The following is a 19476-nucleotide window of genomic DNA, read 5'->3' on the forward strand; positions in this document are numbered from 1 at the left end:
GTGCTCTCCTGCCCGGTCCGACCGGCCGCGGTCCGCACCGCGCCCTCCCAGGGTGGCCGCCGCCGCGAGGGGCGGCGACTCCCACGGGGCCGAGTGGCGTACGGCGCCTCAGGCGGCCGGCGCGCCCTCCGCCAGCCGGCCGCCCCGGGCCAGCAGCGCCATCGCCGCCGCGCACACCAGGCCCACCCCGCACAGCACCAGCCACGGCGCCGCCGACCAGCCGGTCACGTCCAGGAGCGCGCCCGTCCCCAGGTTCCCGAGGGTGATCCCGATCCCGCAGACCGTGTTGTAGAGCCCGTAGTGGGTGGCCACCCAGCGCCCCCGGGACAGGGCGACGACGGTGTCCATCTCGTACGGGTAGAGCACCGCGTTCGCGACGGACAGCACCGCCGCGCACAGCAGCAGCCCCACCAGGCCGTGCCCCAGCACGGCCGGGACCAGGAACGCCCCGCCCATCAGGGCGAGCCCCAGCACGAGACACCGCTCCCGGCTGAGGCGCCGCCGGCACCAGGCGGTGATCCGCAGCTGCCCGGCGAGCGCGACGAGCGCCGACACGACGAACAGCGCGGTCGTCGCTCCCGTACCGCCCGCCGCGAGCGGCAGCGCCAGATAGACCTGGAAGGACAGCACGTACGAGCCGGTCATGGCGAGGGAGAAGAGCCAGAAGGTCCGGTGGGCGAGGACCGTACGGAACTGCCCGCGCTGCTCCCGCGGCGCTTCGGAGACCCGTACGGGCAGATGCCGGAGCTGTACGAGGGTCAGGCCGGCGAACAGCACCGCCGCCACCCCGCACGTCAGCCGGAACGACACCCCTGTCAGGGCCACCCCGACGAGCGGCCCGAGCAGGATGCCCGCCTGGTAGTACACGTTGAACAGCGCGAAGGCCTCCACCCGGCGCTCCTCCCCCGCCTCCGCCGCGAGACAGGCCCGCACGGCGGGGTTGAAGAGGGCTCCCGCGAGGCCCGTCGCGAGCGAGGCGGCGATCAGCATCGGCAGCGACTGCGCGAAGGCGAGCGCCCCGAAGCCGACCGTCCGCAGCGCGCAGCCGGCCACGATCAGCGGCTTGAAGCCGAGCCGGTCGGCGAGCGCCCCGCCGACGAGGAACATGCCCTGCTGGGAGAGGTTCCGGGCGCCGAGGACGAGGCCGACGGCCCAGGCGGCCATGCCGAGCCCGTCCGCGAGGTGCGCGGCCAGGTACGGCATGAGCATGTAGAAGCCGAGGTTGATGGTGAGCTGGTTCAGGAAGAGGAGCCGTACGGCCGGCTCGAAGGTGCGGCTCTGCTTCCAGACGCCGCCCTTGGCGGGCGCGGTCGCCGTCGTCACCGGACACGCTCCAGGACCCGGCGGGTCCAGCCGCTGACCGTGTCGTCGGAGACGTACGCGGCGGGGTCCTCCCGTACGGGACCGTCGAGCAGCCCGTGCGCCGCGCAGAACTCGTCGTTGAAGACGGTGTCGAAGTACCGCTGCGGCCCGTCCGGGAAGACGGCCGCGATCCGGGTCCCGCGCGGCCGCGTGCGGGCCAGCCAGCCGGCGACCAGGGCGACCGCGCCCACGCTCCAGCCGCCGGTCGCGAAGTGCCGCGAGGCCAGCCGGCGGGCCGTCCGGACCGCCTCCGCCGGACCCACCCAGTGCACCTCGTCGAAGGCCCCGTGGTCGACGTTCCCCGGATGGATGGAGGAGCCGAGGCCGCGCATCAGCCGCTCCCCGGCCGGCAGGCCGAAGACGGTGGAGTTCACCGAGTCCACGCCGACCAGCTCCAGGGCCGGGCTGCTGGTCGCGCGCAGCGCCCGGGAGATCCCGGCCGAGTGGCCCCCGGTGCCGACCGCGCAGACGAGGACGTCGATCCGGTCGAGCTGCGCGGACAGCTCGGCGGCGAGCCCCGCGTAGGCGGCGGGGTTGTCGGGGTTCCCGTACTGGTCGGGCCACCAGGCCCCGTCGAGGCTCAGCAGCAGTTCGGCGACCCGGTCCATCCGGGCCTGCTGCCAGCCGCCGTGCGGGCTGGGCTCGGGGACGACGTGGACCCGGGCGCCGTGCGCGGCGAGCATCCGCTCGACGATCGGTTCGAGGCCCGGGTCGGTGACGACGTGCACGGGGTGGCCGTGGAGGACGCCCGCGAGGGCGAGGCCGAGGCCGAGGGTCCCGGAGGTGGACTCGACGATCGGGGCGCCGGGCCGCAGCTCGCCGCGGCGGCGGGCCTGCTCGACCATGTAGAGGGCGGCGCGGTCCTTGATGCCGCCGAAGTTGAAGCCTTCGAGCTTGGCCCAGTAGCCGTCGTCCGTCCACAGGACGGGGGTGTTGCCGACGGTCTGCCCCTCGACGGGCAGCATCAGTGGTGCGGTCATGGGTGTTCGTCCTCGGGGTGGGTACGCGAAAGGGAACCTGGTCACGCGAGTGCGGGACCCGGTTCAGTTCCGGTCCACCCCGAGGGCGATGAGCAGTCGGCCCGGCCGGGGGCCGGGGCCCGCCCGGTCCCGGACGCAGAGCGCGCGGGGATCGGTGCGGAGGTCCGCCGCGTATGGCAGGACCACGGCGGCGCCCGCGTCGGGCGCGGCGGGCTGGGAGGCGGCGGCCTGCGCGGGCAGATGGGCGTCGAAGGTCCAGGCGTCCCCGGACCGCTCGCAGCCGTGCGGGAGCGCGGGGGCGGAGAGGGTCGCGGTGCCGGAGGTCGGCAGCACGTGCCCGTGGGAGCCGTGGCAGACGCTGACGAGCAGGGCGAGGAGCGCGAGCAGGACGAGCACGGCGGGCGCCCGCCGGCTCACATCGCTCACACGCTCGTCACTCATGGTGCACGTGAGACTACGGTGGGGTGTGGTGCCCCTGCAAAGAGGCGGGCACGCTTTTGGCCACCGTTTACTTCAGACAGTCCTGTCAGAGGTGCCGCTCGGCGTAGACCTTCATCGCGTCCCGGACGAGGACCGCGGCGCCCTCGCCGTGCCGGTCGTAGTTCGCGGTGAAGCGCGGGTCGTCGACGTACATCTGCCCGAGACCGATCACGTACTCCTTCGTCGGCGTCGTGGTCGTGGACAGCCAGGCGATCTGGCGCCGCGCGATGGCCTGCACCTCGTCACTGTCGGCGGCCAGGCCTTCCCGGGCCGCCTGCCCGAAGTCGCGGGCGATGCCCGCCTGCTCCTCCATGAAGGCCTTCTTCTGCGCGTCGCTGAGCGAGCGCCACCAGCGGTCGCCCTTCTCGTACGCGTCGCGGCCCCAGCGCTCGGTGACCTCCTCCTCGTGCACCGTGTGGTCGAAACCGTCGAACACTTCGTCGGCCATGAGCTCTTCTCCGTTCTCGGTCTTGTGGAGAGTGGTCCGCACCGACGCGATCTGGCGTCCGATGCGCTCGCGCTCCCGCTCCAGAAGGGCGAGGTGGGTGCGCAGGGCGGCGGACGTGTCCTGTTGCCCCGCGAGGACCTCGGCGATGGCGGGCAGCGAGAGCCCCAGCTCGCGCAGCAGCAGGATCCGCTGCAGCCGCACGAGCGCCGCCTGGTCGTAGTACCGGTAACCGTTCGCGCCGATCCGGCTCGGTTCCAGCAGTCCGCGCTCCCCGTAGTGGCGGAGGGTGCGGCTGGTGGTGCCGGCCTTCTTGGCGATCTCCTGGATCGACCACTCCATGCCGAGAACGCTAAATCTTGACGTTGCGTAAAGGTCAAGCCGACAGGACCGGGAACGACGAAGGCCCGGATCCAGAGACTGGATCCGGGCCTTCGCTGCTACTGAGTAGCGGGGACAGGATTTGAACCTGCGACCTCTGGGTTATGAGCCCAGCGAGCTACCGAGCTGCTCCACCCCGCGTCGGTAAACACGACTCTACGGCATGACCGGGGCGATCACGAAATCGGTTACGTCAGCAGCCGCAGTCGTCGGAGTCGACCGGCGCCGTCAGCGGGTCGGCGGCCTTCTCCGCGGGCCCCTCCCACGTCTCGTACGCGAACCCCTCGCGCACCCAGTACTCGAAGCCGCCGAGCATCTCCTTCACCTGGAAGCCCAGCTCGGCGAGGGCCAGCGCGGCGCGCGTGGCGCCGTTGCAGCCGGGGCCCCAGCAGTACGTGACGACCGGCACGGACCGGTCGAGCAGCTGCTCGGCCTGCTCGGGGATGAGCGCGGTCGGCAGGTGGACCGCGCCGGGGACGTGCCCCTGGTCCCAGGAGGCGGTGGACCGGGAGTCGATCACCACGAAGCCCGGGTCGGTCCCCTCGGCGGAAGCGGTCGCGAGGGCAGAGGCCACGTCGGAGACGTCGGCGTGGAAGGCGAGGCTGGCGGAGAAGTAGGCGGCGGCCGCGGCGGGGGAGGCCGGCGGGGTGCGGAGCACGGGGTTGACCTGCGTCGTTGTCGTCGTCATGGTGATCAATCTACGGACGAAGATCACCGTGCTGAAGTGGGGATTCACGGTGGTCGGGGGCTTCGGCCGGGGAATCCCGGGCGTTCGCCACGAGACGGCGGGGATCTCACGTGTCGGGACCCCGCGGCCTGGTTCCGCCGCCGCTGCGCCTGTCACATCGGCGGGTTTCCATCCGTCATGACGGCATGACGGGACGCGAACGGGGAGATCGACGAGTGGACCACGACAAGGAATTCCTGGCCCGGCGCTTCGACGCCGACCGCGGTCATCTGCGGGCGGTGGCCTACCGGATGCTGGGCTCGGTCAGCGAGGCCGAGGACGCCGTCCAGGAGGCCTGGTTCAAGCTCAGCCGCAGCGACGTCAGCGGTGTGGAGAACCTGAGCGGCTGGCTGACCACGGTCGTCGGCCGCGTCTGCCTGGACATGCTGCGCTCGCGCGGCTCGCGCCGCGAGGACCCGCTGGAGTACTACGTCCCCGATCCGGTGGTCCGGGTCGCCGACACCACCGACCCGGAGCACGCGGCCGAGCTCACCGAGTCCGTCGGGCTCGCGCTCCTCGTCGTCCTGGACACCCTGGGACCGGCGGAGCGGCTCGCCTTCGTCCTGCACGACATGTTCGCCGTCTCCTTCGACGAGATCGCCAAGATCGTGGACCGCACCCCGGCCGCGACCCGCCAGCTCGCCAGCCGCGCCCGACGCCGGGTGCAGGACGCCACCCCGGCCCCCGGCCCGGACGCGCGGCGACAGCGGGAGATCGCCGACGCCTTCCTCGCCGCCGCGCACGGCGGCGACTTCGAGGGACTCCTCGCCGTCCTCGACCCGGACGTGGTGCTGCGCGCGGACGGCGGCAGGACCCTCGCGGCCGTCTCCCAGGTCGTCCGCGGCGCCGAGGCCGTCATCGCCCAGGCCCTCACGTACGCGAAGTTCCGCACGGACACGCTGCGGGTCGTGGCCAACGGCCAGCCCGCGGTCCTGTCGGTCGTCAAGGGGCGCCCGGGCTCGCTGATGACGTTCACGATCGTCGAGGACCGGATCGTCGCCCTGCACATCCTGGCCGATCCGGAGCGGCTCGCCACGCTCGGCTTCTCGGCGGAGGACCTGGCCCGGGCGACGAGCTGACGCGGGACCGCACCACATGCGGGAGGGAACCGTTCGTGCGAGTTTGTACGGGTTGGTTCCCTCTCGCGTGCGAAGGCGGTCCGCCGTGCCGATCACCCCCGAGGAGGCCCGCCGGACAGCGGCCGACGCCTGGATCTGGGGCTACCCGATCCTGGACACCTACCGCACGCTGTACGCGCAGGCGATCGACTCCGACGACCCCCGGTACACGGGCGGCTTCGGCCGCTTCCGGCACCGCTCGGAGCCCTTCACCCCGGCCGACACCGACGTCGCCACCCCGAACAACGACACCCCGTACTCCGTGGCCTGGCTCGACCTGCGCGCCGAGCCCGTCGTGATCTCCGTCCCGGCCGTCGACCGCTACTACGTGCTGCCGCTGCACGACCTCGACACCGCGATCGTCGGATACGTCGGCTCCCGCACGACGGGACGGGCGGCCGGCCACCACCTGGTCGCCGGACCCGGCTGGAACGGCCCCGTCCCCGAGGGGATCAGCGGCGTCCTGCGCGCCGACACCCACCTGGTCGGGATCCTCGGCCGGACCCACCTGGCCGGCCCCGAGGACGTCCCCGCCCTGCGCGCCGTCCAGGAGCGGTACGAGCTCCGCCCCCTCTCCACGTACACGGACACCGCCGCCCCGCACCCCGCCGACGAACCGGTCTGGCCGGTCTGGCGCGAGGAGGACCTCGGGAACGTCGAGTTCTTCACGCTGCTCGACTTCCTGCTCCGGTTCTTCCCCGTACTGGAGCGGGACCGCGCCCTGCGCGACCGCCTCGCGGCGCTCGGGGTGACCGGCACGGGAGAGTTCGAACCGGCCGCGCTCTCCCCCGAGATCCTCGCGGCCGTCGAGCGGGGCGTCGCCGACGCCCGCGCCCGCCTGGAGAAGGCCGTGGCGGCCACCACCGTCTCCTCGGACCTCTTCGGCACCCGCGCCGAGCTCGGCGACGACTACATCGGCCGCGCGGCCGCCGCCGACGTGGGGCTCTACGGCCTTCCCTCGGCCGAGGTCTGGTACGGCGGCTGGTGGGCCGACGACGGCGACGCCCACCCGCCGGACGGACACGACCACGACCACGTCGTCCGCTTCCCCGCCGGGCAGCTGCCCCCGGCCCGCTTCTTCTGGTCCGTGACCCTCTACCGCCTGCCCGAGCGGCTGCTCGCCGCCAACGAGATCGACCGGTACGCGATCGGCGACCGCACCCCCGGGCTCGTGTACGACGACGACGGCGGCCTCACCCTGCACGTACGCAAGGACCGCCCGGCCGACCCGAAGCAGGCGGCGAACTGGCTGCCCGCACCCGACGGCCCGTTCCGGCTCGTCGTCCGGCTCTACGGCCCCGACCCGTCGGTCCTCGACGGCAGCTGGCGGCTCCCGCCGCTCGCCGTCGCGGACTGACCCCGGCTCACTTCCCCCTGGCGGTCAGCCAGCTCACCGCCGCCAGGGAGACACCCGCGCTCGCGACACCGAGCAGGGCGCCCGCGGCGACGTCGCCCGGGTAGTGCACCCCGGTGTGCACCCGGGAGTAGCCCACCGTCCAGGCCAGGGCCGCCAGCGGCAGCGTGGCGTGCGGCAGCACCGACCCCACGGCGGTGGCGAACGCGACCGCCGAAGCGGTGTGCCCGGACGGGAACGACGCCGAGGCCGGCATGGGCACATGACGGCCCACCACCACCCGCGCCGCCTCCCGGTCCGGCCTGCGCCGGTGGACCAGCCGCTTGCCCAGCAGGTTCGCCGAGGCCGAGGCCACCGCGATCGCCCCGACCCCGGCCAGCGCGGCCCGCCGCGGCCGGCCGGGCACGAGCGCGAGCGCCGCCGCGACCGTGAACGAGATCTTGGAATGGTCGGCCGCCGCCGAGAGCCGGCGGAACGCCGTGTCGAGCGTGGGCGTCGGGGTCGCGGCCACCGCGCCGTACACGGCGCCGTCGACGGCCCGGATGTCGTGCAGGACGTCCCGGAGGGTCCCGGTCGTCGTGTCGTCGGTCATGCGCCGCTCCTAGCGGTTCCAGGGTTACGAGATACGGGGCGGGGGCTCACGAGGCGGGAGAGTCCCACCAGTTGCCGCGGGCGGGCCCCGCCGGCTGCTCGGGGAAGGCCAGCCGGGTCAGGCGCCGCCAGTCCAGCGGCGGCGGGGGCAGCGGCGAACCCGGCCGGTCACGGGGCACCAGGACCCGCAGGGCGCCCGGACGCAGGGTGCAGACGACGGGCGTGGGCAGGGTCAGCGCCTCGCCGTCGACGGCGACGGAGATGACGGCGCCCGCGCCGCCGGGGCCGCCCCCGACCTCCACCCTACGAGCCGTCAGGACGTTCAGACCGGTCGCCTGGGTCCCCAGGACGGCCAGCTCGGCGGCCTGCGCCGCCCCGTCCACACGGACCCCGATCACCCCGAGCTCGCCCCCGTCGAGACGCGGCCTGCGGCCCGCGACCGCACCGAGCGGATCGGGCGCCGCGTACGGGTTGTTGCTGACGAGGAGCGCCTGCTGACCGGTGAGCGGGACGGCGTCGACGGTCGCGTCGAGACGGTCGCCCTCACCGCCCTGGAGCAGGTCGGGCAGGACGTCGAGCGCGGTGCCGGCCTTGTCGTCGCGGTACTCCGGGCGCTGGACCACGTCCGCGTACACCCCGAAGGAGACGGTGTTGACGAAGGGCAGCCCCGCGACCGAGCCCAGGTCGACCCGGAGCTCCTCGCCGTCGCTCAGCGCGTCGAGGCAGCGGGACGGGTCGGTGCGGTCGAGGCCCAGGTCCAGGGCGAAGTGGTTGCGGGTGCCGGCCGACACGACCAGGAACGGCAGGTCGTGCTCGGCGGCGACCTCGGCCACCAGCGCCTGCGTGCCGTCGCCGCCGGCCACCCCGAGCAGATCGGCGCCCTCGGCCACGGCCTTCCGGGCCAGCCCGGCGACATCCGCCTGGGCGGACGGGTCGAGCAGGATCACCCGGGCGCCGAGCGCCTCCGCCCGCGCGACGAGCCCGAACCGCTCGACCTTCCCGCCGCCGGACTTCGGGTTCATGATCAGGACGGGCCGGCGGGGCGGCGGGACGCGCTCGCCCCGCGTCAGCGCGGCCCGCTCCTCCTCCGGGCGGCGCAGAGCGGACCGCGCGCAGGACAGCGCCAGGCCCCACAGTCCCAGCGCCACCAGGGCGTTCACCCAGACGCCCCCGACGACGTACAGGCCCAGGGTCGTCAGCGGCGCGGCCACCGCGAGCAGCGCCCCGGACACCCGCAGCGGCCCGCGGTGCGCGAGGAACCACCACACGCCCACGGCCGTCGCGGCGAGCCCCGCGATCCCGCTCAGCAGGATCAGCAGCCCGCCGCCGAGCGCGGTCAGCAGGGCCGCGGCCGCCCCCGCCATGGCGAGGAACGCGTAGCGGGCCAGCTGCCGCGCCTCCTCCGCCGGATCACCGGAACCGCTCGCCGCCACCGACCCCACCTCCACACTCCGCGTCCACGTTTCCCCACGTTCCCCGGCGCCGCCCCCGTACAGAGCCAGTCGGACGAACGAAGTTCCGAGGGGTAGGACAGAAAAACCCCGAGGAAAGTTCTCCGGGAACCGATGACTTCCCGACGGATGCCCCGTCTACATTCCCGTAAGCACCACGAAGAAGCCACGGACGAACAGGACCGGCCCCATGCGCATCGTGATCAGCGAGTTCATCAGCCTCGACGGCGTCGTCCAGGCCCCGGGCGGTCCCGAGGAGGACACCGACGGCGGTTTCGCCCACGGCGGCTGGACCCACCCCTTCTTCGACCCGGAGATCGTGGGCGGCGCGTTCGACGAGGCCACCGCGCAGGCCGACGCCCTCCTCTTCGGCCGCCGCACCTGGCAGGTCATGGCCGCCGCCTGGCCGGAGCGGGCCGGCGACCCCTTCGCCGACCGGATGAACGCCCTCCCGAAGTACGTCGTCTCCGGCACCCTCGGCGAGTCCGACCTGGTCTGGAACACCACGCTCCTCCCCGGCGACAAGGCCGTGGCCCGCCTCCGCGAACTCCGCGACACCCCCGGCGGCAACCTCCTCGTCATGGGCAGCCCCAGCCTCGCCCGCACCCTCCTGGCCGAGGACCTCGCCGACGAACTCCGCCTGATGGTGATGCCGGTGCTCCTCGGCGGCGGAAAGTCGATCTTCCCGGCGGACGGCGCCCTGCGCACCCTCGAACTGGTCTCCACGGTCACCAGCCCCCAGGGCGTCAACGTCTGCACCTACCGCCGCCCGGAAGCCCGCTGACCCCACGACGACGGAGCGCCCCGACCGGACGATTCCGGTCGGGGCGCTCCCCGGCAGGTCGGAGGGTCTCCCCTCGCCCTGCCACACGTAGGCCGTGTGGGACTCGAACCCACAACCAATGGATTAAAAGTCCACTGCTCTGCCAATTGAGCTAACGGCCCGTGGACAAGCACACCCGTGCAGCATAGCCCGAGAGGGCCCGGGAACCGATCGGGTATCCGACACCGGCCGCGCCGCGGGCCCGGCCGTGGTGGCCGGGCCCGTGGCGGACGGAAGGGTCAGAAGAGGGCCTTGAATCCGTTCCAGCCGCCGGAGCCGATCAGGCGGCGGGAGCCGTACAGGCCGGTGCAGGTGCTGTCGTAGGCGAAGAGCTTCCCCGCCGTGTCGCGGGCCACGAGGTCCGCGCAGCCGTCGCCGGAGAGGTCGCCGATCCCCACCAGGGAGGAGTAGACGCCCCAGCCGCTGCCGGCCTTCACGCGCGCGGTGACTCCGCCGGTCGGGGTGGAGTAGTACCGCCACAGGGCGCCCGAGGCGTCCACGCCGAGCAGGTCGCCGCGCCCGTCGTGGTTGAGGTCACCGGCGCCGACCAGCTTCTTGTACAGCTTCCAGTTCGTGCCGATCCTCACCCGGGCCTTCAGGCGGTGGTCGGCCGTGCCGCCGTAGAAGTACACGTCGCCGGTCGACGCCTGACGCACGACCAGGTCCGTGTACCCGTCGCCGTTCGCGTCGCCCGGGGACGTGAGGACGTCGTACTGGCCCCAGCCCGAACCGATGACGGTGTACGGGGAGGAGGCCGAGACCACCTTGTCGCAGCCCGGCCGGTAGGCCCGCAGCTGGTCGCCGACCCGGGCGAGGACGTCCGCGCAGCCGTCGGCGTTCACGTCCCCGAAGGGCACCAGGACGGACGAGGGCGCGAACTTCGTGCCGGTCCCGGCGATCCGCGCCGACAGCTCGCCGTAGCCGGTGCCCCGGTACATCGACACCAGGCCCGCCGGGTCCATCGCCAGCAGGTCGCCCTGCGTGTCGTTGCCGGCCATGTCCCGCCAGGCCGGGCGGCCGCCGGTGACCGAGACCACGCCGGTGAGGGACAGGTCCTCGCCCTGGCCGTCCGCCGTGGCCGCCGCCAGGTGCCAGCTGTACCGGCCGTTCGGGACGGGCCCGCCCGCCGCCGTACGGCCGTCCCAGGAGACGTCGACCCGGCCCCGGGTCTCGCCGCCGCCGTAGCTGCGGATCACGTCCCCGGAGTACACGTCACGCAACGTCAGCTGCCAGAGGGACGCGGGCTTGGACAGCGCCCAGGACGCCTTCCAGCCGTCCTTCGTCCGCATGCCCGCCGGCACCCTCGGCGAGGCGGCGGTCAGGCCGGAGGCCGGCACGCCCGTCCACACCACGTGGACGCGGTTGTCGGCGTCCTTGTACGCGACGCCCCCGCCGAACCGGTCGACGGTCCACGTCACCCGGCGGGCGCCGTACACGGGCGTGGAGTCGACGAGGGTACGGGTCTCCACCGTGCCCTTCTCGTGGAAGTCGGTGAGCCGCAGGTTCGAGCCGTACTGGTCCACGAAGAAGCCGTCGCCGAGGAGCCCGCCCTCCCCGTACGAGCGGGGCAGCGTGATCTTCGCGCCGGTGGTCAGGTCGACGACGCCCTGCCGGGCGAACTGCCCGCAGGCCCAGAACAGCCAGCGCCCGCCCGCCGTCTGAAGCTCCGTCAGCGGACAGCCGGAGCCGGTCGCGACCTTGCCGAGGTCCTTGCCGGTGGCCAGGTCCTTGCGGGCGACCTCGCCGGTCGTCTCCGTCCCCGTGAACAGCGTGTCGCCCCACAGGGCGGCGGCCGTCTGCGGCTTCCGCGACACGACCGTCGCCGCGTCCAGGTCGACGACGGCCGTCTCGCCGCCGGGGACCAGCTCGCCGGGAAACGTGGGCCGCCCGCTCTGCACGAGGGCCCAGCGGCCGAAGGCGTCGCCGATCCGGCCGTCCTTGTCGAGGGTGACGCGGGTCGTCCGGCCCGAGGTGTCGCGGGCGACGACCGCGCGCGCGGTGTAAGGGACACGGGGGTACGAGACCGTGCGTCCGTCGCCGGTGTCGAGGAGCGGCGTGGCGTTCCACTCGGCGTCCGTCTCGACGCCCTGCCACACCGGCGCGGACTGCCCGGTGCGGACCGGGCCGACGGGCAGCGTCCGGCCGTAGAAGCCGGGCCCCTTCGGGCCGTCGTACTCCAGCGTGGTGAGCCGGCCGGCGCCCAGCGCGAGCGCTTCGATCTTCGCCGGCAGCGGCTCCAGACGGCGCAGCTTCTCCAGGACGGGCGCGCCGCCGTTCTTGCCCGGGACGGCCTTGAGGAGGGACCAGTCGGTGGCGGAGCCGCCGCCGACGACGGCCGCGCCGCCGCCGGGGATCTGGTTGATCTCCCCCTCGGCCTTCTCCAGGAGGGTCTGTGCGCGGCCGTCCGGGTGCAGCGCGACGAGGCGCCGCTTCAGGGCGGCGTCGGTGCCGGAGGCGTCGTCCAGGGCGAGGACCCAGTCGCCGACGAGGCCGATCCGGGCCGTGGCGAGCCCCTCGGGAAGGGCGAACGTCGTCCCGGGGCCGGTCAGGTCGGAGCGCTCCCGCACGTGGACGGTGCGCTCCTTGTCGACCCAGGCGATCCGGTCGGGGCTCACGGCCACCGGCGCGACGAGCACGCTCGCACCGGCCGGGGTCGGCGCGTCGATCACGGTCATCCGCCCGGTGCGCAGGTCGACGACGCCGAGGTCGGTGTAGTCGTACGCGTACGGGTCGGCGGAGCGGTTGAAGCGGATCACGGCGACGGAGCCGTCACCGGCCGCGAGCCGCGCGGTGTGCAGGTTGGCGCCGGCGGGCCACCCGGTGACCGGGACGCGGGCGCCGGACGGGTCCTCGGCGCGGACCAGGTGGTAGCCGGTGGTCGTGGAGAAGTCCTCGGCCGAGGCGTACTGCTGGAAGAGCAGCGTGTCGCCGAGCAGCCCGCGGTAGCTCGCGTCGCGGGGCATGTCGAGCGGCTTCTCGGTGCCCGTCCCCAGGTCACGGAGGTAGTGGGTGCCGATGCCGTGCTGGACGTAGAGCCACTGCCCGCCGACGCCGGACTCGGCGAAGGCCGCGTTCCCCGTGTCGTATCCGAGCGGGACGCTCGCGCCGCCGGCGAAGTCGGTCCACTCCAGCTGCCCGCCGAAGGCCGGGTCGGAGTCCTCGGTCTCGTGCGCGTACCCGGTGGCGGAGACCGAGGTGACGGTCTCCTGCCGGGGCACGGTCCGCCAGTTCGGCGTGACGTCCAACTGGTCGATGCCCACGACCGGCGCGGCCGTCGCGGTCGGCGAGAGGCCGATCCCGGAGGCGAGCAGCGCTGCGGCGAGGACGGCGGTACGCGCGCGGGGCCGCCGCGCGCGCGGGTGATGAAGCAAGAAGAGGTCCCTCCCCGGGAAACCTGAGGTGCGGCGGGCGGGGAGGAGTCTGGGCCGGGCCCCCTGGCCGGCACTCCCCACCCACGTCGGTCGACCGGCCGAGCGTATCCCGCACGGATGACGCCGTTGACGCAACAGGGCCCGTACGACACCGAGGTGTCGTACGGGCCCTGCTCAGGTTGCTACGCGATGTCGGCTACGCGATGTCAGCCGTTGCGCTTCCAGCGCGGCTTGTCGTCGCGGCGGCCGAAGGAGCCGCCGGTCGAGCCGGTGCTGCCGCGGTGGTCGTCACGACGGCCGTACGGGCGGTCGCCGCCCGAGCGGAAGCCGCCGGCGGGGCGGTCGTCGCGACGGTCGCGGTTGAACGGACGGTCGCTGCCGCGGTGGCCGCCGGACGGACGGTCGTTGTCACGGCGCTCGAAGGGACGGCCGCCGCGGTCGTCGCGGTTGAAGCCGCCCGACGGACGGTCGTCACGACGGAAGCCACCGGACGGACGGTCGTTGTCACGACGCTCGAAGGGACGGCCGCCGCGGTCGTCGCGGTTGAAGCCACCCGACGGACGGTCGTCACGACGGAAGCCACCGGACGGACGGTCGTTGTCACGACGCTCGAAGGAACGGCCGCCGCGGTCGTCGCGGTTGAAGCCGCCCGACGGACGGTCGTCACGACGGAAGCCACCCGAGGGACGGTCGTCGCGGCGGAAGCCGCCACGGTCGCCACCACGGTCGTCGCGGTTGAAGCCGCCCGACGGACGGTCGTCACGACGGAAGCCACCGGACGGACGGTCGTCGCGGCGGAAGCCGCCACGGTCGCCACCACGGTCACCACCGCGGAAACCACCGCGGTCACCGCGGTCGTCACGGTTGAAGCCACCGCGGTCGCCGCGGTCACGGCGCTCGAAGTTGCCCCGCTCGTCGCGGAACGTCGAACGCTCCTCGCGGCGCTCCTCCGCCTTCGCGGCGCGCTCGGCCTCGACGGCGGCGGCGGCGACCTCGGCCTCGGCGGCCTCGGTCACCTCGGCCACGGCGGCCTCCGGGTCCTCGCCGCGCTCACGGGCGGCGCGGGCCACCAGGCGGTCGGCCTCCTCGCGGAGCTCGACGGCGCGGCGCTGCAGGCGCTCCAGCTGCTTGGTCAGGTCGACGACCTCGCGCTCGGCCTGCTTGGCCGAGTTGTTCGCGGAGTCGGCCTGGACCTCGGTCAGCGAACGGGCGCCGGTGATCTCGGCGACCTCCGGGTCGAAGGCGCCGGCACCGCCGACGATGTGGCGCGAGGCGTCGACGCCCGCGTCCTCCATCAGGCGGAAGATCTGGCGGCGCTGGTGCGGCAGGGCCAGGGAGACCACGACACCGGAGCGGCCGGCGCGGGCGGTGCGGCCCGAGCGGTGCAGGTAGTCCTTGTGGTCGCCGGCCGGGTCCACGTTCAGGACCAGGTCGATGCCGTCGACGTGGATGCCTCGGGCGGCGACGTCGGTCGCGACGAGCGCGTTGACGTAGCCGTCCTTGAAGTCGGCCAGGGTGCGCGTACGGGCGCCCTGGGTCATGCCGCCGTGCAGGGCGTCGGCCTTCACACCGGCGTCGCGGAGCTGCTCGGCGATGCGGTCGGCGCCCAGCTGGGTGCGGACGAAGATGATCGTGCGGCCCTTGCGCGCGGCGATGGCGGCGGTGACCGGGGCCTTGTCCTTCGGCTTCACGACGAGGACGTGGTGGGTCATGGTGGTGACGGCACCGGCGGACGGGTCGACCTCGTGCGTGACCGGGTTCACCAGGTAGCGCTTGACCAGGCTGTCGATCTCGTTCTCCAGCGTGGCGGAGAAGAGGAGGCGCTGGCCGCCGGCCGGGACCTGGTCGAGCAGCTCGGTGACCTCGGGCAGGAAGCCCAGGTCGGCCATCTGGTCGGCCTCGTCCAGGACCGCGATCTTGACCTGCTCCAGGGAGCAGGCGCCGCGGTTGATGATGTCGCGCAGACGGCCCGGGGTGGCGACGAGGATGTCGACGCCGCGCTCCAGGGCGTAGATCTGGTTGCCCATGGACGTACCGCCGCAGACGACCTTCATCTTGAGGCCGAGCACGTCGCCGTAGGGCTGGAGGGCGTCCGCGACCTGCATCGCGAGCTCACGGGTCGGGGTGAGGATGACGCCGCGGGGCTTCTTCTTCTCGGTGTGGCCGTCCGCGAGGGTGGCGAGCAGCGGCAGACCGAAGGAGAGGGTCTTGCCGGAGCCGGTGCGGCCGCGGCCGAGGATGTCCTTGCCGGCCAGGGCGTCCGGGATGGTCGCCGCCTGGATCGGGAAGGGGGTGGTCACGCCGTTCTGCGCGAGCTTGCGCACGACGCCCTCGGGCAGACCGAGGTCGCCGAAGGTGATGGTGGGCTCGTCGGAGACGGCTTCCTCGACGACGACCTCGGCGGTGTCGTCGGCCTCGATCTCGACGATCTCGACGATCTCGTCGGCCTCGACGATCTCGGTGGCCTCGACGGCCTCGACGATCTCGTCGTTCTCGGGCATGACGGCGTGGTCAGAACTGAAAATGGACATGCGAAATGCGAAACCTTCCGGAGTCTCGGCACGCGCCCGTCAACTCCGTGATTTCGCAAACGACCGCCTCAATGCGGTCAGCCACGGCTAGGGAGAGTACGCGCCACGCGGCGCTCTTCTGTGTCGGCGCCGGGCAATAGGATCAAGCGATCTACCACCATACGGACTCTCCCCCACCTATAGCAAATCGGACTACGTCACACCGGTCCGACCTGCGGGGATGCCGCCGGCTCCGGGGGCACCCCCGGCCCGTCCGCCGCCCGCATCGCGCCCATCTGGGTGTCCGCCCCGGACGTCGGCGGATCGGTGGGGTTCGAGGTCGGCTCCGGCGTCGGCTCGGGAGTGGGGACCGTCGGCTCCGGCGTCGGCTCGGGGCTCGGCACGGTCGGCTCCGGCGTGGGCGTGGCCCCGCCCCCGTCCGTACCTCCGGCGCCCCCGCCGCTGCCGCCGCTCCCTCCGCCGCCACTGCCCCCGCTGCCGCCACTGCCCGAGCCGCCGCCCGGAACCTGGCCGCCACCGGACGGCTGCTGCTTCGACGGCCCTCCGGACCCGCCCGGGCCCTCCACGGGCAGCACCGCGCCCGGCGAGGGCTGCGCCGTGCCCGACGGCGAGCCGCTCGGGACCGGGGACTCCTTGCCGGCGCCGGCCGGCGCGGGCCCGCCCTTGTCCGGCCGGCCGTTCCAGGACCCGCCGCCCCCGCCCCGGGCCCCGCCGCCGGCGTCGGACTCGGCCGCCACGCCCTGCTTCCCCCCCGACGCGCCGGGCGCCGGCTTCGCCCCCTCGTCACTCACACTCATACAGCCGCTCAGACCGGCACAGGCCGCGACGGCCAGCGCGGTGGCGGCCCATCTGACCGGGGTGGGCAAATGGCGCACGGGGGCACCTCCAGGACACAACAGGCAGGAACGAAACGCGTCGCACTGCCCAACTCCCCAGGCACCACAAGGGACACGCGCGAAGCGACCCGAGCCTCAGCCGTAGCCGAGCGCGTGCAGCCGCTCGTCGTCGATGCCGAAGTGGTGGGCGATCTCGTGCACGACGGTGATCTCGGTCTCCGCGACCACGTCCTCGCGGGACTCGCACATCCGCAGCGTCGGCCCCCGGTAGATCGTGATCCGGTCGGGCAGCACCCCGGCGTACCACTCGCCGCGCTCGGTCAGCGGTGTCCCCTCGTAGAGCCCGAGCAGCTCCGGATCGTCGGGGGAGGGCTCGTCCTCCACGAACACGGCGACGTTGTCCATCAGCCGTGTCAGCTCCGGCGGGATCCGGTCCAGGGCCTCGGCGACAAGCTCCTCGAACTCCTCGCGCGTCATCTCCAGCACGGGCCCATTCTCCCCCTCCGGGAAACCGTTTTGGCGATAGCGGCCGGCATCCCATATGCTTCTCACGTCCCCGACGCACTGAGAAGTGCGCAGGTGAGCCTCTAGCCCTCATCGTCTAGTGGCCCAGGACGCCGCCCTTTCAAGGCGGTAGCACGGGTTCGAATCCCGTTGGGGGCACGCATTACCGTGTGCGAGACTAGTGATCGCACACAAGCTTGGCTCTGTGGAGCAGTTGGTTAGCTCGCCACCCTGTCAAGGTGGAGGTCGCGGGTTCAAGTCCCGTCAGAGTCGCTGAAGCTGGAAACAGCTTCGTGGCTGGGTAGCTCAGTTGGTACGAGCGATCGCCTGAAAAGCGATAGGTCGCCGGTTCGACCCCGGCCCCAGCCACAGAGAGAAGGCCCCGTTCGAAAGAACGGGGCCTTCTTCGTTCCCCGGCGAGATGCGGCGGTACGGGGAAGGGGCCCGCGCCCCTCCCCCGTACGGCTCAGACCTCCTCGCTCCGCCGCCCCCTGCGGCCCCGCACCGCGAGCACCACCGCCACCGCCGCCACGACCGCGACGAGCAGCGCCCAGTCCGGCACCGACCGGCCCAGCGAGGCGACCCGCTCCTCCACGGCGAAGGACTCGTCCACCGACAGCAGGCCCGGCAGCGCGGTCGTCCCGTCGAAGACCAGGAAGAGCGTGCCGAGGCCGATGAAGAAGAGGCCCGAGAGCAGCGAGGTGGAGTGCACCTCGAACCGCCCGGCCCGGAGCGGCCGCCCGCGCAGCCAGCGCCGCCGGCCCAGGTCGTAGCGGTCCCAGAGCAGTGCCAGGACGAACAGCGGGACGGCCATGCCCAGCGCGTAGACGGCGAGGAGCAGTCCTCCGTACGCCGGGCTGCCGCTCAGCGCCGCCACCGTCAGGACGCTGCCGAGGATCGGGCCCGCGCAGAAGCCCGCGAGGCCGTAGACCAGGCCGAGGGCGTAGACGGAGAGCGCCGACGTGGGCCGGATGCGGCCGCTCGCCTCGGCGATCCGGCGGGAGGTGAAGCCCAGGCCGAGGATCTGGAGCACCCCGAGCCCGATGATCAGCCAGCCGCCGGTGGTGACGAGCAGGTCCCGGTGGCCGTAGAAGAAGCGGCCCGCAAAGGAGCCGGCCGCCCCGAGCGGGACGAGGGTGGTCGCCAGACCCGCGTAGAGGATGCCGGTCCTGGCCACCAGCTTCGCGCGCGTGTCGATGGAGTACGCGAAGAAGGCGGGCAGGAGCAGGGCGCTGCACGGGCTGAGCAGGGCGAGGAGGCCGCCGAGGAAGGCGGCGAAGTAGCCGATGCCGGAGGTCACGGCCGGCCGGCCTTCGCCGTCTTCGCCGCCGCCTCGATGGCCTCCGTGAAGGTCTCCAGGGGCTGGGCGCCCGCGATCGGGCGGCCGTTGACCAGGAAGGACGGGGTGGAGGTGGCGCCGAGCGAGTACCCCTGCTCCTGGTCCTTGCGGACGGCCTCGCGGGCGGCGGGCGCGTCGGTGTCCCGGGCGAAGCGGGCCGCGTCGGGGACGCCGGCCTCCTCGGCGAGGGCGGCGAGCCGGTCCTTGCCGAATCCCTTCTCCTTGGCGCCCTCGGCGTAGGCCGCCTTGTGGAACTCCCAGAAGCGGCCCTGCTGCCCGGCCGCCCAGGAGGCGCGGGCGACGGCCTCCGACTCCTCGCCGAAGATCGGGAAGTTCCGCCACTCGATGCGCAGGGTGCCGTTCTCGACGTACTTCTTCACGAGGACGGGCTCGGTGTCGCGGGCGAACTTCCCGCAGTAGCCGCATTTGAAGTCGGCGTACTCGATGAGCACGACGGGCGCGTCGGCGCGGCCGAGGGCGAGCTTGTCGGAGGAGTCGCGGCGGGCGTACGCCTCCAGTTCGGCGTAGACGCCGGCGGACGGGTCGGCGGAGACCTCGGCGACGGACGAGGAGCCGGAGGCGCCCGGGGAGGCGGGCTTGGTGGCGGTGTACGAGACGACGCCGAGCAGCACGGCGGCGACCGCCACCCCGGAGACGACGGCGACGGGCTTGGTCCTGGACATGCGGAAGCGCTCCTGGAGGAGTGGGAAGGGAAGAACGGCGGAGGGCGAACCGTTCCGCCTACACCCTCAGGACCGACAGCTCCACCGGAGACAGGGGTACGCGCGCGGGTGGCTCCCGGCCCGGCGGCGCGGCCGGACCGCCCGGCTCCGGCTGCCGGGGCCCGCAGGACACCCGGTCGGCGGCCAGGGCCGGCAGCAGCTCGGCGAAGCCGTGCGCGCGCGGCGGTACGACGGGGCCCGTGGCGCCCTCGTCGGCGGGATGACCGGGGTCGCAGCCGGGCACGGCGGCGCCCACGACGACCGGGGCGACCCCCGGCGACGGGCTCACGGAGGCACCGCAGACCAGGAGGCCCAGCACCAGACCCAGCAGCGCGGCGAACGCCGCCGTCGCGCGGGTGGTGCGGAACATGCGAAACCTCTCAGGCCGGGCCAGATGCCCGGAATACTACGCACCGGCGCCCTGCCCCCTTCGTAAATCGGTTCGCCGCTTCTCGTCCGCA

General features: G+C 73.5%; 17 protein-coding genes and 5 tRNA genes. 6 read left to right on the forward strand and 16 right to left on the reverse strand.

Annotated elements, in window-relative coordinates; all coding sequences use genetic code 11:
* Positions 1-108 precede the first annotated feature (108 nt).
* From IE237_RS27260 to IE237_RS27285, 6 genes are all read right to left on the reverse strand, one after another.
* Positions 109-1323 carry an MFS transporter gene (locus tag IE237_RS27260; protein WP_189804779.1) on the reverse strand — a complete coding sequence of 405 codons (1215 nt, stop codon included), beginning with the start codon at positions 1321-1323 and terminating at the stop codon, positions 109-111.
* The gene (locus tag IE237_RS27265) at positions 1320-2342 is read right to left on the reverse strand and encodes a PLP-dependent cysteine synthase family protein (RefSeq protein ID WP_189804780.1); all 1023 of its coding nucleotides are present in this window, start codon (positions 2340-2342) and stop codon (positions 1320-1322) included. Before IE237_RS27265 ends, IE237_RS27260 begins: the two co-directional genes overlap by 4 nt.
* A 63-nt stretch (positions 2343-2405) precedes the next feature.
* A complete protein-coding gene (locus IE237_RS27270; RefSeq protein WP_189804781.1) occupies positions 2406-2783 on the reverse strand; it encodes a hypothetical protein in 378 nt (125 codons plus the stop codon).
* An 85-nt stretch (positions 2784-2868) separates the two neighbouring features.
* Positions 2869-3609 carry a MerR family transcriptional regulator gene (locus IE237_RS27275; RefSeq protein WP_189804782.1) on the reverse strand — a complete coding sequence of 247 codons (741 nt, stop codon included), beginning with the start codon at positions 3607-3609 and terminating at the stop codon, positions 2869-2871.
* A gap of 106 nt (positions 3610-3715) precedes the next feature.
* A tRNA-Met gene (locus IE237_RS27280) sits at positions 3716-3789 on the reverse strand.
* Positions 3790-3841: 52 nt separating this feature from the next.
* On the reverse strand, positions 3842-4336 hold the full coding sequence (locus IE237_RS27285; protein ID WP_189804783.1) for a rhodanese-like domain-containing protein: 495 nt from the start codon (positions 4334-4336) through the stop codon (positions 3842-3844).
* Between the two features lie 185 nt (positions 4337-4521).
* Here IE237_RS27285 and sigJ point away from each other — a divergent pair, with 185 nt between their 5' ends.
* On the forward strand, positions 4522-5454 hold the full coding sequence (gene sigJ, locus IE237_RS27290) for an RNA polymerase sigma factor SigJ (protein ID WP_189804784.1): 933 nt from the start codon (positions 4522-4524) through the stop codon (positions 5452-5454).
* Positions 5455-5539: 85 nt separating this feature from the next.
* Positions 5540-6850: a DUF1254 domain-containing protein gene (locus tag IE237_RS27295; RefSeq protein WP_229842922.1), complete on the forward strand. Its 1311-nt coding sequence runs from the start codon at positions 5540-5542 to the stop codon at positions 6848-6850.
* Between the two features lie 7 nt (positions 6851-6857).
* On the opposite strand, the gene IE237_RS27300 is transcribed toward IE237_RS27295, so the two are convergent.
* Together IE237_RS27300 and IE237_RS27305 are read right to left on the reverse strand one after the other, a co-directional pair.
* A complete protein-coding gene (locus IE237_RS27300; RefSeq protein ID WP_229842923.1) occupies positions 6858-7439 on the reverse strand; it encodes a phosphatase PAP2 family protein in 582 nt (193 codons plus the stop codon).
* A gap of 46 nt (positions 7440-7485) precedes the next feature.
* Entirely contained in the window at positions 7486-8802 is a 1317-nt protein-coding gene (locus tag IE237_RS27305; protein WP_189804979.1) for a diacylglycerol/lipid kinase family protein, read from the reverse strand.
* A 277-nt stretch (positions 8803-9079) separates the two neighbouring features.
* Between IE237_RS27305 and IE237_RS27310 the strand changes: the two genes are divergently transcribed.
* Positions 9080-9673: a dihydrofolate reductase family protein gene (locus tag IE237_RS27310; RefSeq protein WP_189804786.1), complete on the forward strand. Its 594-nt coding sequence runs from the start codon at positions 9080-9082 to the stop codon at positions 9671-9673.
* 88 nt (positions 9674-9761) lie between these two features.
* Here the strand turns inward: IE237_RS27310 and IE237_RS27315 are convergent.
* The 5 genes from IE237_RS27315 to IE237_RS27335 form a co-directional block, all read right to left on the reverse strand.
* Positions 9762-9834 (reverse strand) — tRNA-Lys (locus IE237_RS27315).
* Between the two features lie 117 nt (positions 9835-9951).
* Entirely contained in the window at positions 9952-13083 is a 3132-nt protein-coding gene (locus tag IE237_RS27320) for an FG-GAP-like repeat-containing protein (protein WP_189804787.1), read from the reverse strand.
* Positions 13084-13289: 206 nt separating this feature from the next.
* The gene (locus IE237_RS27325) at positions 13290-15614 is read right to left on the reverse strand and encodes a DEAD/DEAH box helicase (protein WP_189804788.1); all 2325 of its coding nucleotides are present in this window, start codon (positions 15612-15614) and stop codon (positions 13290-13292) included.
* A gap of 197 nt (positions 15615-15811) precedes the next feature.
* Positions 15812-16489 carry a hypothetical protein gene (locus tag IE237_RS27330; RefSeq protein WP_189804789.1) on the reverse strand — a complete coding sequence of 226 codons (678 nt, stop codon included), beginning with the start codon at positions 16487-16489 and terminating at the stop codon, positions 15812-15814.
* A 96-nt stretch (positions 16490-16585) separates the two neighbouring features.
* Complete coding sequence (locus IE237_RS27335) at positions 16586-16936, reverse strand: metallopeptidase family protein (protein WP_030496497.1); 351 nt, start codon at positions 16934-16936, stop codon at positions 16586-16588.
* A gap of 104 nt (positions 16937-17040) precedes the next feature.
* On the opposite strand from IE237_RS27335, the gene IE237_RS27340 reads away from it, so the two are divergent.
* From IE237_RS27340 to IE237_RS27350, 3 genes are all read left to right on the forward strand, one after another.
* Positions 17041-17113 (forward strand) — tRNA-Glu (locus IE237_RS27340).
* Between the two features lie 40 nt (positions 17114-17153).
* Positions 17154-17227 (forward strand) — tRNA-Asp (locus IE237_RS27345).
* 22 nt (positions 17228-17249) lie between these two features.
* Positions 17250-17323 (forward strand) — tRNA-Phe (locus IE237_RS27350).
* A gap of 97 nt (positions 17324-17420) precedes the next feature.
* Here IE237_RS27350 and IE237_RS27355 read toward each other — a convergent pair.
* The 3 genes from IE237_RS27355 to IE237_RS27365 are packed head-to-tail and all read right to left on the reverse strand — an operon-like array spanning position 17421 to position 19385.
* A complete protein-coding gene (locus tag IE237_RS27355) occupies positions 17421-18254 on the reverse strand; it encodes a cytochrome c biogenesis CcdA family protein (RefSeq protein ID WP_189804790.1) in 834 nt (277 codons plus the stop codon).
* Complete coding sequence (locus tag IE237_RS27360) at positions 18251-18976, reverse strand: DsbA family protein (RefSeq protein ID WP_189804791.1); 726 nt, start codon at positions 18974-18976, stop codon at positions 18251-18253. The genes IE237_RS27355 and IE237_RS27360 overlap by 4 nt, the downstream gene beginning before the upstream one ends.
* Before the next feature lie 58 nt (positions 18977-19034).
* The gene (locus IE237_RS27365) at positions 19035-19385 is read right to left on the reverse strand and encodes a hypothetical protein (protein WP_189804792.1); all 351 of its coding nucleotides are present in this window, start codon (positions 19383-19385) and stop codon (positions 19035-19037) included.
* Between the last annotated feature and the right edge of the window lie 91 nt (positions 19386-19476).

The sequence above is a fragment of the Streptomyces tanashiensis genome (assembly GCF_014648895.1).
Taxonomy (GTDB): Bacteria; Actinomycetota; Actinomycetes; order Streptomycetales; family Streptomycetaceae; genus Streptomyces; species Streptomyces tanashiensis.

Coding starts and splice junctions, on each gene's coding strand:
- IE237_RS27285 (WP_189804783.1), bottom strand. CDS start 4,336: ATGACGACGACAACGACGCAGGTCAACCCCGTGCTCCGCACCCCGCCG.
- IE237_RS27305 (WP_189804979.1), bottom strand. CDS start 8,802: ATGGCGGGGGCGGCCGCGGCCCTGCTGACCGCGCTCGGCGGCGGGCTG.
- IE237_RS27300 (WP_229842923.1), bottom strand. CDS start 7,439: ATGACCGACGACACGACGACCGGGACCCTCCGGGACGTCCTGCACGAC.
- IE237_RS27270 (WP_189804781.1), bottom strand. CDS start 2,783: ATGAGTGACGAGCGTGTGAGCGATGTGAGCCGGCGGGCGCCCGCCGTG.
- sigJ (WP_189804784.1), top strand. CDS start 4,522: ATGACGGGACGCGAACGGGGAGATCGACGAGTGGACCACGACAAGGAA.
- IE237_RS27265 (WP_189804780.1), bottom strand. CDS start 2,342: ATGACCGCACCACTGATGCTGCCCGTCGAGGGGCAGACCGTCGGCAAC.
- IE237_RS27325 (WP_189804788.1), bottom strand. CDS start 15,614: ATGTCCATTTTCAGTTCTGACCACGCCGTCATGCCCGAGAACGACGAG.
- IE237_RS27365 (WP_189804792.1), bottom strand. CDS start 19,385: ATGTTCCGCACCACCCGCGCGACGGCGGCGTTCGCCGCGCTGCTGGGT.
- IE237_RS27360 (WP_189804791.1), bottom strand. CDS start 18,976: ATGTCCAGGACCAAGCCCGTCGCCGTCGTCTCCGGGGTGGCGGTCGCC.
- IE237_RS27275 (WP_189804782.1), bottom strand. CDS start 3,609: ATGGAGTGGTCGATCCAGGAGATCGCCAAGAAGGCCGGCACCACCAGC.
- IE237_RS27310 (WP_189804786.1), top strand. CDS start 9,080: ATGCGCATCGTGATCAGCGAGTTCATCAGCCTCGACGGCGTCGTCCAG.